The sequence below is a fragment of the Pseudoalteromonas sp. SR45-6 genome, assembly GCF_014163545.1.
In the GTDB taxonomy this organism is placed as follows: Bacteria; Pseudomonadota; Gammaproteobacteria; order Enterobacterales; family Alteromonadaceae; genus Pseudoalteromonas; species Pseudoalteromonas rhizosphaerae.
Genome location: NZ_JACJDM010000006.1, coordinates 115,342 through 130,760, shown reverse-complemented (window position 1 = coordinate 130,760; position 15,419 = coordinate 115,342). Strand labels below are relative to the sequence as shown.

Genomic DNA, 15,419 nt, shown 5'->3' with positions numbered 1-15,419 from the left:
ATACAGATAAATGTCACTTACATTAAACAATCACCAGCAATAGCTACGCCACTTGCTCAGTAATATCAGCGATTTGGATAAGTTTACGATTGAGGATCTTTTTAGTACAGCCGCAGCATTTGCCGCACTGGCTACCGACTTTAAGCTCTTTAGAAAGCTCGCGCATTGTAGTCGCACCTTCGTCGATTGTTTGTTCAATTTTTTTATCTGTCACACCGTGACATAAACAGATATACATGAATACAAACCACTCTCAATTACATTCGAGCTTGTATATTAATCTAAACGTAAACAGTTCGCAATTAATAATCGCATAAAATTGAGAATTATTTTTATTTGCTTAATTTCATATAGTTTTAGATGATCACCGCAATCCGGTTAAAACTTAAGAGGCTGATATGTGCCACTTCATGAAATAACTCATATCTAACTGTTATTTTCTTCTAGCCACTCATTCATGTCATTCAATAACGCAGGAAGCAGCTTTTCCAGAAGTGAAAACTCTTTTTCAATATCTAGTTGCCCCTTGCTTGCTTGTAATTCAATCTCTGCAAACAAACTTCTTAACCTGTCGGCGCTTATCTCACCACATAAACCTTTAAGAGAATGCGCAACTTGACGAACTTGTTCATAATTATGATCATCGACAAATTCTGTTAGTTGGTTAAATTTTTCAGGTGCTGTTTTAATAAACATAGTACAAATTTTAATAAGCAAAGCTTCTTTGTTAAGTAAACGAGAAAGTGCAGCACCATGATCCCATAACACTTCTTTTTCAGCCAAAATTTCAGTGACAGAGTGTTCATTTTTTTCGTAATTAGATAATGTCCACTCTATTACTTTAGCTTGCGCCTCATTTGCTTGAATAGGCTTACTAATATAGTCGTTCATGCCAACCGATAAACACTTTTCTTTTTCGCCCATCATGGCGTTAGCTGTCATAGCAATAATAGGTATATTTATAAACTCATTACCGGCATCTCCTGCACGAATTTTCTCACAAGCTTGGTAACCATTTAAGATAGGCATTTGACAATCCATCAAAATACAACGTATTGGCTTGCCTTCTATGCGGCTAAGCTTTAGTGCTTCAATTGCTTGTTCACCGTTAATTGCTGTTTTTACATAAATTGGTAAAAATTCTAGTGCTCCAACTGCTACTGCGATATTTATCTCATTATCATCAACAATTAATATACTCCCCCCATCAATTTGCTCTAAAGTTCGTACTGGTATATTACTGTTTTCGCTTGCTTCTACACTAAGCAACTGCAATTGTTCAACCTTACTCAGAGTTAATCCAATAGCTCTTAGTAAATCACTTTGTGTGAATGGTTTACTAATTGTCGTGACCTTACTTGAAATACCTTTAGTTAATGGCAATCCGGGTTTATGTAACACAACAATTTTAAGGTTTGATTTATGGTGTATGAAATCATCAATTATTTGTTCTAACTCACCACTTTTATTGTCTTCTGCATCTAAGAAAATAATGTCATAGGGTTCAGCAGTTATATCGGCTAAATCTTCAAAATTTGAGAGTTCTACCTCGCCCCCTTCATGACGAATTAACTCTCCTAGTAGCTCTTGTGATTCTTTATTATTATTAATAACTAAGACTTTTTTAGACAAATAATGCTTGTTCTGTGGTGTATTCACACTACTTTCACTATCAATTATTATATCAAAACTGAACGTACTGCCCTTATGTGGGACCGAACTGACTTTTATATCCCCCCCCATCATCAGGCATAACTCTTTGCATATTGATAATCCAAGTCCCGTACCGCCAGACTCAGCGTTTATAGTGCTATCGACTTGATTAAATGCTTTAAACAGATGCTGCTGGGCACTATATTCAATGCCTTCGCCGGTGTCTTGAACGCTAATAATTAATTTGTGTTTTTGATCCTCAATCTTTTCTGATTCAACTTTGATCTTTATGAAACCACGCTCTGTAAATTTAATCGCATTATTAATTAAATTATTGATTATTTGGGTTAACCTTAATGGGTCTGATACAGCTCGCTGGCAATTTAAACCTCGTGTATCAAGATAAACCTCAAGCTCTTTATCAAAGGCCATTATGGAGCACGATTCAACTAAGCATTCAATCAAATATTTAGGATTAAATGTTCTAAAATTTAATTCAAGTTTACCCGCTTCAATCTTAGACAAATCCAATATATCGTTTATCAACAAGTTTAAATTAGTGGCACTTAACTCCATCAGACTAATCAACCTACGTGATTGTTCTGGTAATTCTTCACGCTTTAAAATATTTAATGTTCCAATCACACCATTAAGTGGGGTTCTTAGTTCATGGCTGATATTAGAAATATATGCGCTTTTAATATCACTATTTATGACAGCCTGCTCTTTCGCTTCAGCAAGATCTTTCGTTCTGTTTCTAACTTTTGACTCAAGCTCTGAGTTCAAACGTTTTACCTTAACTTCGGCCGCTTTTTCTTTACTAATATCCCTAATAATAAGTGCAAGGCCATTGAGTGTAAACTGCTCAGAAAATACCGGGCTTACAGAAATAGCAAAAAAGTAAGATTGCCCATTTACCTCTACGGACCGTTCATCTTTGATTTGTGATTTCGAGTTTTCCAAATCAGCAATATACTTATCTATCGGCAGCTGTTGGAGTAATATCAATTCATTAGTATGCATACCCATAGATAAAGATTTAGACGTTGATAATAATCGCTCTGCACTAAAGTTAAGGCTGGTTAGTTCACTTTGAAGATTTAATCCAACAATGGCATCAATTGAACCATCGACAATGGCTGATGACTCCCTACGTGCTTCAGCTAGCATTTGGCTTCTGGTTGCATTTCGATAAAAAGTAATAAGCAGTATTACAGTAAAGAAGATAATTACCAATAAAAAGCCATAAGTCAAAAGCCGTTTATCACTAATCATCGTATCGATATACTGCTTTGAAACGACAGTACTTAAATCAATATAACTAAACTTTTTTCCCGGTCGCATTTGAACTATATCGGAAAACACATAGTATTGATCACCCGCTTTTTGTTTCGAATCAACACGATAAAGTCCTTGATATTGGATCGGCTGCTCATATAGCGTATCCCATGTGATGTTCGGTGCTAAATCTCTTGTAAATCGATACTTTTCGATAGGATGATAAAGAAAGTCACCATCAGAGCTGCTAATTATAAGCTGAGAATAGTCAAACACTGTGGTTGTTAATTTTTCAATTAAGGCATTTGCGTTCACGTTCATAATTAAGAAAGCAAAACGCTTACCTTCTTCGCTGTAAATAGGGATAGAAAACCGTAACATCGGCTTATATGGAAATGTCACTTCTCCAAACTCGCGATTCAACGACATCGGAGATAAATATATTTGCTTAACTTCAAGCTGCGAACTCGGCAAAAAATACCGCTCCCCACTTTTGGGCTGTAACGAATAATCGGGTACAGCCTCAACTGAAGCACCTCGGCGCTGCACACGAATAAGCTCTTCTCCTGTTGCGGTAACTGCAATAACACGCAATTGCTCAATATTTAAATTATTTTCCATAAAGCCAATAAAGATAGTCTCTAATCGCTCTTTCCACTGTTTATAAGTGGTTCCATCATATGGGTCTATACCATTGTTATAATGGGCTCTTGGTAACCCTGAAATCGGCGGTGTAGAGTGTAAAAAACTAATATCTGATTTTGATCGAGATATAAATGAAGTCACCACCTCCCTTAATCGCTGATTTGTTGTTGAAAACTCGCTGTCTATTTGCGTTAACACATCTTTTTTTACATGCGTTTCAAATAGTAAAACCGCCAAAACCAACAACAGACCAAAAAAGAACGTGATCCACCTTAGAAACGTCTTTGAAGATACAACTGACTTATTTGCTTTCATGGAAATATTCATCTTTAGCCCTTTGTTACTAATGCTTAGTTAGGGGATTACACCACTTTAATAGTACCGCTCTTAAACACTCATAACTTATTGGTTTGCCGATAAAATCATCCATACCAGATTCAAAACAACGCTGCTTATCGCTACCTAGTACATTTGCAGTTAAAGCTATTATCGGTGTTGTTAAAAAAGCTGGCATCGTTCTAATTTTAACTGTTGCTTGAGGCCCATCAAGAACAGGCATTTGCATATCCATAAAAATAATATCAAATGCACACATTTCGCACTGTGCAATCGCCTGCTCACCATCACCGGCTATATTGATACAAGTGATATTAAACTCTTTCAAAAGCGCTTCAATAACAATTTGATTAATCTCATTGTCCTCAACAACTAATACGTTTAAGTTAGACAGATCAATCTCTTGCGGTGCTGGTAATTTAGTATTTTCATGTTGTCGACTCGCTTGTTTATCACCCCTTTGAGTCTTTAATTCAAAATAAAAAAGCGAGCCTTTACCAAGCTCACTTTCTACCTTTAAAGGTGCATCCATAAGCGCTAATAACTTACTGGTAATAGCTAAACCGAGGCCTGTTCCGCCAAATCGGCGTGTAATCGAGGTATCGGCCTGTGAAAAAGCTTCAAAGAGTGTCTCAATATGCTCGTGTGATATACCTATACCAGTGTCCGACACACCAAACGACAATATAAGCTCATTATTCGCCTCTTTCTGAACATTTACATTTAATGCAACACTTCCTCTTTCAGTAAATTTAATGGCATTGCCTAACAAATTTATAAGTACTTGCTTTATGCGTGTTTCATCTCCTGCAAAAATAATATTCTCTTCGTCTGTCGGCGATGAAACAAAAAGCTGCACTTGTTTTGCATTTGCTTGTTCACTAAATAGTAGCTTTAACTCATCTAGCATTTTATGTAAATCGATTGATTGGTTTTCAAGCTCAACTTTTGCGGCTTCAATTTTACTCAAATCGAGAATATCATTGATGATAACTAGCAGGCTGGCGCCTGAAGACTGAATAATCTCTAACATTCTTGCTTGTTTATCTGTCAAAGAGGTATTGCCAAGCTGTCGCGCCATCCCCAAAATTCCATTCATAGGAGTGCGGATCTCATGACTCATATTTGCCAAAAATTCAGATTTGACCTTAGAAGTATGTTCCGCTGCTTTTTTTGCAGAAATAAAGTCTTTACTTAACGCCCTGAAACGATTTGCAGCACCCGCTAACAAACCGATTTCATCTTTGCGTGTTAAATCGTGAATGGGCGCCGATAGGTCACCATTAAGAAAGCTTTGAAAACTTTTGGTCAATAGTTTAATAGCATGTGCTATATGAAAGTGAAAAAATAACGCTAGTCCAATGATATACAAGATAGCGCCTACTCCGAGTAGCTGTAAAACATACTCTGTTTTTGAAATACTAACTGAGCCGGTTTCTTTTATTGTAATTAAACGTGACAGTGACTGCTCTCTAAGTGTATTTGCTAATGCACTAAACTCAATGGCATCACCCGCCATAACAACATTAACTAGGCTTAAATAGTTACGATTTGCTTGGACGCTTTTAGTAAAAGCTTGCTGGTAATCTACAGCTAACTGAACTGTTGGGTTTTCGATCCTGTTTTGCTGCTTTTGCAAAGCTAATTTGGAGCTTGAGAGACTTTGCAGCGCCTTAATGACTTGTTGACGCTTAGAATAGTCCTTTTTAGTTAAATAAAGCTGCGCATTGTGGTGTAATGTGTGCCATATATTTATATTTTGCGTAATTAACAACTTATCTTTTAAATCTGCGGTCAGTTGTAGTAAGCCTGTTAAATGGGCAACAGCGCCTAAATAAATACGTGGCAGCTCTGTATCTATCAATGCTGTTTTTATATTATAGCGCTTTTTTAGCACGCTTAGATTATCACCATACCTAAGCACGAGTTCAGACATGGCATCGATATAAATTTTATCGTCAACTTCATTATTTTTTTTATCTATTGCTTTTAAACGCTGGTCAATACTTTGGTAGTTCTGTTCAATCTTAGCAAATACCGCATCACTCCCTGATGCGCCATAGACCGAAATATCACGTTGCATTTCAACAATATCTTTGTTTATTCGTAAAATACCAATGGCATGACTACTAATATCCGTAATATTATTTACCGATGTATCAATTGCTTCTAAGCGTTTATCCATGACGATGTAGCTGATACTGAGTGTAATTACCACCAGTGCTAACGCTAATGTCATTTTCGCTGCAATAGAACGCGATATTAAATGTACCAAACGACGTCCTTAAGCATTAAGTAGTTCATACCATTTATCTAAACTATAATCGTAATTTTGCATTACGGTATTCCACACAGCTATATTTGAAAAACGTTTAATATAACTTCCACCATCGCGAGTCTGGCCAGCTTGTACAGAAATTTTACCATCCGTTCCAATCAGCTCAGTGGTTGCTTCTTTTCCCTCGTACCAATAATCCCACTCAGGCTTAGACATTAACGGCTGGCTACGCTGTGGGTTAGATATATAGTAACCTTGTCGAGCAATAAAGGCTCCAGGATAACCAGATAGCCACCAATTCATATATTCATAAGCCGCATCTTTTACATGCCCCGAGGTATTAGCAGATAAACACATAACACCATGCCAAGCACGATACCCTTCCTTCGGGGATGCATTGACAACAGGGATACCTTGGCCTCTACAGGCACTCACACCCGGTGAAAACATACTTTGGATATTAACGCGCTTTGTCTTCATAAAATCCACTGACTGCGGTACTGATGTCCAGAAACCAGAAAAGTGGCCTTGCCTTTTTTTCGATAATAAAATTGCAAACAATTTATCTAATTCGCCAATGCTCATGTTGCCAATGTCGTTAAATGTCATCAGACCTTGGCCCTGAGCAGCAAGCGCAGCATCAAATATGCCTATTGTTGGTGCATTAACAAGGGCCACTTTTCCTTTATTTTTATCATCCAGCAACCAAGACCAAGACTCAGTTTCATAGGCTTGCCCCTTTTCGATGTAATCTGTGTTATAGCCAAATGAGTCAACATTGTGGACATATGGCATAAAGCTTATTTTTTTTGTAGGTGTACTTGCTAATGAGCCATCATTTTGAACAAATAAAATTTTGTTTGGTGCATCACCTGCCCCTAGTTTGGCCGAGGGGGTTATTTTACCTATTTTAGTAAGGTCATTTATTTCATTCCAGTAGACAAGCCTATCGACGTCTATTGGTTGAATAGCACCGGCTTGCCATAGGATATTTATTGAGTCTGACCACTGTTCATAAAGGTCAAAAGAAGTTGGATCCGCAGCAGCTTTTTGTAAAACAGCTGCACTACCCATAGGTATAAATTGTAAATTTATACCTAGCTCTCGCATTGCTCGCTGCCGAAGCTCTTCTTGCAATGTAACGTGAGTGCCCATGACGCGCAAAGTTGTTACTTTTTTAGCAAATACATAAGGCGCTTTGAATGCGAGTGTTGATACAGCGGCCCCGGCACCAACTGTACGCAGGAAGTGTCTACGATCAGGTGAATAACTCATTATTATTTATCCAATACCAATGTCCCTAAGAGAAAAAGTATAGACTAAACAATAAAAAAAACAGCAAATTAGATCTCATAATTAATTAAAACTACTAAGGAGCCAAATTAAACAACCTGTAATTTATAGCAATTACGGCCATCTCGCTTGGCGCAATATAGTCCTTCGTCAGCCAATGAGATCAACTCATTAAGCTCCATTGTGCCCTGTTTCTCATACGTTACTCCGCCAATACTAACAGTAACGTGCCCAATGGATGATTGACTATGCTCAATATTTGACTCATTAAGTTGTAGAATTATTTGTTTGCATACGTGCGACATCCCTTCAATGTCGGTATAAGGCAGCACAATCAGAAACTCCTCACCTCCAAATCTAATCGCTACGTCATGAGGCCTTTTTAAACTATTGGCAAACACATCGGCAATTTTTTTAAACAAATATCACCTTGAAGGTGACCATAATGGTCGTTATAAAGTTTAAAATGATCAATATCGATCATTAACACACTAAACGGCTTTTTTTCACGCTCTGATTGTTTCAGCGCATTACTGACTTCCTTGTCTAGATAGTGCCGATTATAAAGTCCTGTAAGAGAATCTTTATAAGTCAACTTCATCAACACTTCTAAGCGCAGCTTATTCTCTACGTGATTTGTAGTTCGATGTATAAGCGTTGAGGCAATTACTGGTTTATCAATAAAATCTGCTGCACCAGCTTCCCAACAAGCATTCTGAGAATCAGTATCATAAGTTGCAGTAATAAATACAATAGGAACGTGCGCAAACAATATATCCTGTTTTAACGCTCTGCATACATCTAAGCCACTGATGTCTGGCAAATTTACATCAAGTAAAATGAGATCTGGGATATTGGATTTGCAATAATCTAACGCTTGTAAGCCCATAGCTAGTGTTTCGACTTCAAAGTAATCTTCCATGATAGCCTGTAGTGAAAAGCGAATTATTTCATCATCATCAACTATTAATATTTTACATTGCGTTAATGGCTTAAGAGCTAGGTGCATATATTTCCTTTATTTTTGGCTTGAGTAAGCACGTCCATCATCTCTAAAAAGGGCATTGGTTTACCAAGTAAGTATCCCTGACCAATGGCACAGCCTAGAGATTGTAGCTTATCTCTTTGTTGGCTTGTTTCAATACCTTCCGCCACGATCTGTAGGCTTAATGAATTAGCCAAGTCGATAATTGCAGTAACAATATCAAGCGATTGAGAGTCACTAATCATATCACGCACAAAAGACTGATCAATCTTCAGCACATCAAGAGGAAATAGTCTCAAATATGACAGACTAGAATACCCCGTGCCAAAATCATCAAGCGCAAGGCTAACCCCCATATCAGCGATCGCCTGTAATTGCTTTATCGTTTGTTCGAAATTATCAATCAGTGCTGATTCGGTTACCTCCAGCTCTAAATAACGACTTGGTAGCTTAGTTTTTTCTAATATCGATGCAACCGTATCAACCAGCGAAATACCAGTGAATTGTTTAGCTGAAATATTAACAGCGACTTTCTTTGGGTATCCTGCATCAAGCCACTTTTTAGCATCAATACAACTTTGCTCCAAAACTTGTTCACCTAAACGGTAAATTAGTCCTGATTCTTCGGCATATTCAATAAAATTAAGTGGAGATATAAATTCTCCAGTGTCATCTTTTAGCCTCACTAATCCTTCAGCACCAATAACGTCGTGAGTCACTAAGTCATATTTTGGCTGATAAAGCACAACAAGATCATTGTTATCTAGCGCGTTGCGTAAGCAATTACCCACTTTTAAACGCTTAGTCATTTCAACTTGGAGATCATTACTAAAATAATAATAGCTATTAGCGCCTTCTTGTTTTGCTTTATACATTGCTGAATCTGCATGACGAAGCATTTCCTCGACACTTGATGCATCATCAGGATACACACTTATCCCCAAGCTTGCTGAAAGGACATGTTGCTCATCAGCTAATCTGAAAGGTTTAGCGATGACATCTAGCACTTGACTAATAAGCGGTTCAAGACCGAATGTGTCTTTTTCATAGGGAACAACAAGTGCAAATTCATCGCCGCCCACTCTTGCAACAGTAATATCATTACATGCAAATTTATCAAGGCTATGACCTATATGGGCAATTATTTCATCACCAATGTGATGTCCTAACGCATCATTTATGTACTTAAATTTATCTAAGTCAAGAAGCATCAGGCTCACTTTAGTATTATTAAATGAGGCTCTAGCTATTCCTTGAGTTAACCTGTCATGAAGCAATACGCGATTGGGTAATGCAGTTAGTTGGTCGTGATGAGATAAATAAGTCATTTGAACTGACATAGCAAGGACTTCGCTAACATCTTGAAAAACCATTACTGCACCACGCTTATTACCATCCTTATCTAATATTGGAGCCGCACTATCTTCGACTCGGTGCAGCATACCTTGCCGGCTAATTAACTGCGTGTTTATAGCCATAGCAACAGGACGATTTTCCTTCAGAGCAACTGATAAAGGATTTATAGAAGGTATTTTTGTTGAGGCATCTCTAAGTATCATTACTTCTTCAATATGTCGCCCTCTAGCCGCAATTTGTGACCAACCGGTTAGACGTTGCGCTACTGGATTTAGGTAAGTTATACACGCATGCTCATCAGTAGAAATAACACCATCAGCAATAGAGTCTAACGTGATCCGTAAGTGCTCTTTTTCAGCAGCCAAAGCTGCTTTAGTGCGCTGAATAGTTTTTTCTTGAATTCGAATTTTTGTATGGTTTTCAACCCTCATTCGACATAAAGTTAAATTCAAAGGTTTAGATATGAAATCAATCGCTCCCAATGAAAGCGCTTTTTGCTCGATGTCAGGATCATTATGAGAAGTGATGATCAAAACGCGTAAATCACCAAGATGAGGTCTTTTTTGTATTTCTAGTAATATGTCAAATCCACTAACATTGGGCATTTCTAGATCGAGTAAAAGTATATCTGGTATAAACTCTTCAATAAGAGCGATGGCATCCTCACTTTTATTACATGAACAAATAACCCCAACATCGTCCAGAACATGCTCTAGTTGCAAGGTATTGATCTCTTCATCATCTATAACGAGAATTTTACAAAGCTCTGCCATTTAAACGCTCTCCATAATCTAATTTGCCTATAATTAAAGATAGTCCTAATCTCTATGAAAAGCGATACAGCCCAGTTTTAATATATATTGAATTATCATCCACATAAGTGGAAACAACTCAAATCACTATATAATCCTAAAGAGGGTTGGAATAAAAATAAGCCTGTAGGACAAAGGTTGCTTCTCAAACTTCAACAAATATGAGCTATTCGAATACAACTAGAACTATTTTATAAAGTAAGAGATCTGGCGCTTTTTAACCTCGCTATCGATAGTAAACCAAGAGGGGGGAGGTGAGTAAATGACATCGCACATGGTAAAACAATCCAATCAAGGCCTATTGTTGCTCAGAAAAAGACAGGTATGTGGCACAAGTAAAGTCGACCAAAATGGAAACACATGCTAAAAATATTTAGCCCGTATTTCGCTTTTTAGACAAACTTCACAAAAGTGCCCTAGCGGTCATTCAGGGATTATATTCTATCTGAAAATGTCACTGATTGACGATTTAGTAGCTATCACTTACTTCTTATTGCTTACCAACATTAATAAATTCCGCATAAACTTCTAAGTCAATTTGATCCCCAACAATCGGTATATAACTGTCCATGCCAAAGTCAGAACGTTTGATTTGACCGACCGCGCTAAAACCAATGGTGTATTTTCCTGTAATCCAGTTGTCTGCTCCACCGTGAAATGTGGCTTTAAACGTCACAGGTTTGGTAACACCTCTAAGAGTTAAATCACCTGAGAAATTAAAACTGTTATCAGATATAACTGTAACAGTGTTGCTAGTAAATGATGCCTGCGCAAAGCGCTCACTGTTAAACCAAGTGTCATTTTGTAAGGTTTCTGCTAAGTCAGCATTATTAATATCAATAGAGCTAATATCCACCACTGCGTTTAATGACGCGGCAGTCATGTTATTAGGATCAAAGTTGAGTTGTGCATCAAATTGATTAAAACGCCCTACATAGGTTGATAACCCTAAATGTTGGATTTTAAATATTAATGCAGCATGTTGACTGTCTAGCTGATATTCGCCCGCTTGAAGCGCTATCAACTCAGATTTAACAGTTGGTGCAATCCAACTCACACAACTTGTCAGTAACAGCGCAGCACACATAACTGAGACCGAATGTATAAATGTTCGCATTGTATTCTTTGACGCTGAGTTCATAGTAGTTAAGCCATTAGTGATGTGTTGAGTGTAGGTAAAATAAAACGTCATTTTTCATAAAATCAAAATATATAATGCCTCATATTTTCCATTTTAACCTCTCTTTTATATTCATGATGGAGTGAAGCCGCCTATTTTTCGTCTATTAATCAATCGTTTTTACATAACTTGAGCTACGGGGTTTGAGCGAATGAAATTTAACCCTTTGGTATAATTGATGATTAATTATTAGCGTTTTGAAGCGTCCGTTATCTCAACAAACCTACAATCGATGCGAAAACCCTCGAATGTTTACTTCTCGATCAAAGCCGAACTACTCAAAATTGCAATGAGCAGTCAGTCAAGCAAGGGCGATGCAATCCCATTACTCTTAATATTAAATCCGCAACCATTAATTATTATGAAATTTAGCTAATTACTCGAGTATTCTTTACCTAATGTTTTTCTATTGTTATTTGTTTACGACTTTTCGTATCTATCTTCACAAGTCCACCAATAGGAAAGCATATATGGGGTGTTGTATGTCCAAAGTTTAAGTTATAAAGCACGGGAATTGACTCTAACTCTTGTTTAGATTGTATAATCTTTTTAAGTAAGTCTTCAGATACTTCTGACTTTAATTGAAATTTCCCAATGACTATTCCTTTAACTCTGTCGAAATGTTTTTGGTGAATTAATGATTGCAGATCTCTGTCAAAATTTGAAGGGGATGTTAACTCGTCATCTTCAAGAAATAGTACAGAATTTGTTAAGTCAGGCATAAATTCAGTTCCTTGAAGCAGATTTAAAGTACAAAGGTTGCCTCCAAGTATTTTTCCTTCAGCTTTACCATGATTTAAAACTTTTATGCCATTGTCTTTATAAAAGCTTCTTTTTTCCTGATCTAAAAACCATGAATCATCACTCCATTGTTCGGGGTTTATAACTTCATAAGGATCACTTGAGAATAAACACTTTTTAATATAATTTATTGAAAAATCAATACCTTTAAGCATCCCCAAAGTTGAATATGCAGGCCCTGAGTAAGTTATTAGTCCGGTTTTATGAAATAAGGCATTTGATAAAGCTGTAGTATCAGAATACCCACATATAATTTTTGGATTTTTTTTAACAATATTATAGTCAATATACTTTAGTAATTGATTTACATTATCGCCCCCGATAACAGTAAAGATAGCTTTTACCTTTTTATCTAGGAATGCTTCATGTAAATCTTCAATTCTTTCTTTTATAGATGAAGACGAAAAATCATCTATCGACTCACAGTTTTTTGAAAATGACAATTTGAGGCCAAGCTCTTCAAACCTTGTGTTTGCTATTTCTCGCGTCTCTTGGTCAATAATTGATAAACTTCTTGAAGGCGCAATTATCCTAACTTCATCATTCATTTTTAACTTATTGGGTATTATCAATTTACCTCCTACAAGATACTCTAAACAGCATGCACATCAAAATTGAGCGAACTTCACAGCTTTCAATAAATAGTTCCTAACTCAATACTTTCGGCTTGTCGCTCCTAGTCGCAATATGTGGCGCAGAAAAGCTTGGCTAAAATTAGGAACGAAGTGACGCGGGCTAAGCTTTTTGCGTCCCTTTCATTATTGCTTTGTTATGTGTCATCGCCATATTTGTTTGAGTTAGCTTTAATTTTTGGCATTTGAATTTGTAAAAGTATAAAAACAGGAACTAAGGGTGCAAAAGCAAGCCAAGATAGATTAAGCACAACCCAAAAATAGCTAAACCAGCACATAACCGCAATAAGCGAGAATACTTTGAGTAGTTTGGAAAATATAATGATATCGCCCATTGCGACCATTATACCACCATAAAACAATGCTCCAACTAACACAAAAGCGGGATGAGGAACTTCAATTATTTCACCCTGAAACCAATAGAAAAATTCATATCCATAACTGAATAATAAAGGTGACATGATTGTAAATGCTACAAAGACACCCCAAGAATCATTTCTGTGGTATTTAGCGTATTTATTATTTTTTTCTTGAAGTGTTTCCATATCTACCATGACACATAACGCCAACTTACGGAGTCATGTTGCAGCTTTTTGTTATGTGATTGAGCGTAATTTATGATGAATTTCATTTAATACTTCACTCCCCATTGTTTTGGTAACGAGCTCATTCAATTCACCACTTAGAAACTCTTGCCATGAAACTATCTTACATCCCGAGCAATGAGCATACCTTCCATATGCCGATATCACCGTATAATTATCCATGATTGAGGTTTCATATAATTCCCCCCCTGGATTATCGACTCTCCAACACTCAATAGCTTTAGGCGGAATATAATTCATAGTTTAAAGTGATTCTTTCACAATTTTCTGCCACTCACTAAATGACTCTGCTTCCCAATTGTTGCCAGGCTTTAAACCTTCTGGGGCGTATTCTTTCGGCTTGCCGCCAAACCAATTAAACCACTTAGAAAGACTACCGTCTGGTATCTGGACTAGTGGTACATCAAATTCTTTGATATAGAATCTGGAGCCTTCAGGAAAATCATTTTTACTTGGCAAGTTCATATTATGGCTCCCGAAGATCTCCAACATAACGAGCCTGTAGAATTACTCGCTTTTATTTTATTTTGATTAATGCTTCAACCATAGCCTAGTTCCTATTTTGATTCAATCGACAACTGACTTTCACATAAAATATAAAGGAGGATTTGCTGTTGCTTTAATTGGCGTTTTGGAAGGTATTACAGGTGCTTAATGGCTTATTTTAAGATGTAAGGGCTTACCTTTATTAATGCATCGTATTTTACGCTGCTAATATTAGCCTTCAAGTTAGTTCTCATTTACTTCTCTTTCTCTGCTCTTTGTGCAAAAAATATTTAATTGAATTATTCACAAAGGAATTATTCACAAAGAGGTTCAGAAACGCTGCGCTTTAGAAGAATATAAGCAAATGCAGTGCTAATAATGTAAATATTATTGCGTAGCGCTCCTTATATGTGTTTGCCGTAAGCTACTTGCTTAACAGCCGCATCGACAGACGAAGTAAACAAATTTGTTTATTGATTTAGAGTTGACCGCCATTATATAAAACGGTCAAAAAGACTACTAGTGCCTATTGATAGTGTTAAGGCTCATATGTGTTAAACGTTTTACCCATACATTTGCAAATATTCAAAGTTCTCACTATCAAAGATTTGTGGAATTAATGAATGGCCTCCAAACATGTTATTTTCGCTGTAGAAAAAATCAACGCTATCAGAGGATAAGAAATTTACTCCATCCAATCGCAGGTTTTTATCGAACTCCATGGCTGTCAGTATTGGTTCATCATCTTCCCGCCAGTCTTCATTGTACGATTGCAGGCTGTTTTCTATTATGTAGCCTCTGGCTTTCTTGTCGTATGCATCCAAAGAAGAAAGAATCCTTTTGGCCAGAGTAATCGTGTCTTCTAACTTCTCTCCATCTGGATCAACATGAATGCGAACTTCATCTCCTTTAAAATTGAAACTACCTTTGTAGGTACCTTCAATTCTTTCATCCATTTCTAGATTATCTAACGCTTTCTCGTACATAACTCTCTCTGACGTTTAACTAGCCTGTAGAATAACTCGTTTTTAATTTATTTTTATTAATGTATCAACCATAGCCGAGTTCCTATTTTGATT

At 36.9% G+C, this 15,419-nt stretch carries 10 protein-coding genes and 1 pseudogene; all 11 read right to left on the bottom strand.

The window, feature by feature from the left end; genetic code table 11:
- Nucleotides 1-43 precede the first annotated feature (43 nt).
- The 11 genes and pseudogenes from H5158_RS04870 to H5158_RS04815 all read right to left on the bottom strand — a co-directional run bounded on the left by H5158_RS04870 (nucleotide 44) and on the right by H5158_RS04815 (nucleotide 15,326).
- Complete coding sequence (locus tag H5158_RS04870; RefSeq protein WP_145236256.1) at nucleotides 44-238, bottom strand: (2Fe-2S)-binding protein; 195 nt, start codon at nucleotides 236-238, stop codon at nucleotides 44-46.
- Between the two features lie 188 nt (nucleotides 239-426).
- Nucleotides 427-3,903, bottom strand: a complete 3,477-nt coding sequence (locus H5158_RS04865; RefSeq protein WP_182739582.1) for an ATP-binding protein — start codon at nucleotides 3,901-3,903, stop codon at nucleotides 427-429.
- A 16-nt stretch (nucleotides 3,904-3,919) separates the two neighbouring features.
- Complete coding sequence (locus H5158_RS04860) at nucleotides 3,920-6,151, bottom strand: ATP-binding protein (protein ID WP_182739581.1); 2,232 nt, start codon at nucleotides 6,149-6,151, stop codon at nucleotides 3,920-3,922.
- A gap of 45 nt (nucleotides 6,152-6,196) precedes the next feature.
- Nucleotides 6,197-7,465: a PotD/PotF family extracellular solute-binding protein gene (locus tag H5158_RS04855; RefSeq protein WP_182717811.1), complete on the bottom strand. Its 1,269-nt coding sequence runs from the start codon at nucleotides 7,463-7,465 to the stop codon at nucleotides 6,197-6,199.
- 107 nt (nucleotides 7,466-7,572) lie between these two features.
- Nucleotides 7,573-8,492: pseudogene (locus H5158_RS04845) on the bottom strand (diguanylate cyclase).
- The gene (locus H5158_RS04840) at nucleotides 8,483-10,597 is read right to left on the bottom strand and encodes an EAL domain-containing protein (protein ID WP_182739578.1); all 2,115 of its coding nucleotides are present in this window, start codon (nucleotides 10,595-10,597) and stop codon (nucleotides 8,483-8,485) included. The pseudogene H5158_RS04845 and the gene H5158_RS04840 overlap by 10 nt, the downstream one beginning before the upstream one ends.
- 529 nt (nucleotides 10,598-11,126) lie before the next feature.
- Nucleotides 11,127-11,753, bottom strand: coding sequence for a YceI family protein (locus H5158_RS04835; protein ID WP_259399419.1), 627 nt, complete (start codon nucleotides 11,751-11,753; stop codon nucleotides 11,127-11,129).
- Between the two features lie 458 nt (nucleotides 11,754-12,211).
- Entirely contained in the window at nucleotides 12,212-13,165 is a 954-nt protein-coding gene (locus H5158_RS04830; RefSeq protein WP_182717807.1) for a S66 peptidase family protein, read from the bottom strand.
- 221 nt (nucleotides 13,166-13,386) lie between these two features.
- A complete protein-coding gene (locus tag H5158_RS04825) occupies nucleotides 13,387-13,794 on the bottom strand; it encodes a hypothetical protein (RefSeq protein WP_182739576.1) in 408 nt (135 codons plus the stop codon).
- Nucleotides 13,795-14,097: 303 nt separating this feature from the next.
- On the bottom strand, nucleotides 14,098-14,346 hold the full coding sequence (locus H5158_RS04820; RefSeq protein WP_220491230.1) for a hypothetical protein: 249 nt from the start codon (nucleotides 14,344-14,346) through the stop codon (nucleotides 14,098-14,100).
- A 557-nt stretch (nucleotides 14,347-14,903) separates the two neighbouring features.
- A complete protein-coding gene (locus H5158_RS04815; protein ID WP_182739575.1) occupies nucleotides 14,904-15,326 on the bottom strand; it encodes a DUF2262 domain-containing protein in 423 nt (140 codons plus the stop codon).
- Between the last annotated feature and the right edge of the window lie 93 nt (nucleotides 15,327-15,419).

Excerpts from the sequence above, each read along its gene's own strand:
- H5158_RS04870 (WP_145236256.1), bottom strand. The coding sequence starts at position 238 with ATGTATATCTGTTTATGTCACGGTGTGACAGATAAAAAAATTGAACAA.
- H5158_RS04865 (WP_182739582.1), bottom strand. The coding sequence starts at position 3,903 with ATGAATATTTCCATGAAAGCAAATAAGTCAGTTGTATCTTCAAAGACG.
- H5158_RS04860 (WP_182739581.1), bottom strand. The coding sequence starts at position 6,151 with ATGACATTAGCGTTAGCACTGGTGGTAATTACACTCAGTATCAGCTAC.
- H5158_RS04855 (WP_182717811.1), bottom strand. The coding sequence starts at position 7,465 with ATGAGTTATTCACCTGATCGTAGACACTTCCTGCGTACAGTTGGTGCC.
- H5158_RS04840 (WP_182739578.1), bottom strand. The coding sequence starts at position 10,597 with ATGGCAGAGCTTTGTAAAATTCTCGTTATAGATGATGAAGAGATCAAT.
- H5158_RS04835 (WP_259399419.1), bottom strand. The coding sequence starts at position 11,753 with ATGCGAACATTTATACATTCGGTCTCAGTTATGTGTGCTGCGCTGTTA.
- H5158_RS04830 (WP_182717807.1), bottom strand. The coding sequence starts at position 13,165 with ATGAATGATGAAGTTAGGATAATTGCGCCTTCAAGAAGTTTATCAATT.
- H5158_RS04825 (WP_182739576.1), bottom strand. The coding sequence starts at position 13,794 with ATGGAAACACTTCAAGAAAAAAATAATAAATACGCTAAATACCACAGA.
- H5158_RS04820 (WP_220491230.1), bottom strand. The coding sequence starts at position 14,346 with ATGTTGGAGATCTTCGGGAGCCATAATATGAACTTGCCAAGTAAAAAT.
- H5158_RS04815 (WP_182739575.1), bottom strand. The coding sequence starts at position 15,326 with ATGTACGAGAAAGCGTTAGATAATCTAGAAATGGATGAAAGAATTGAA.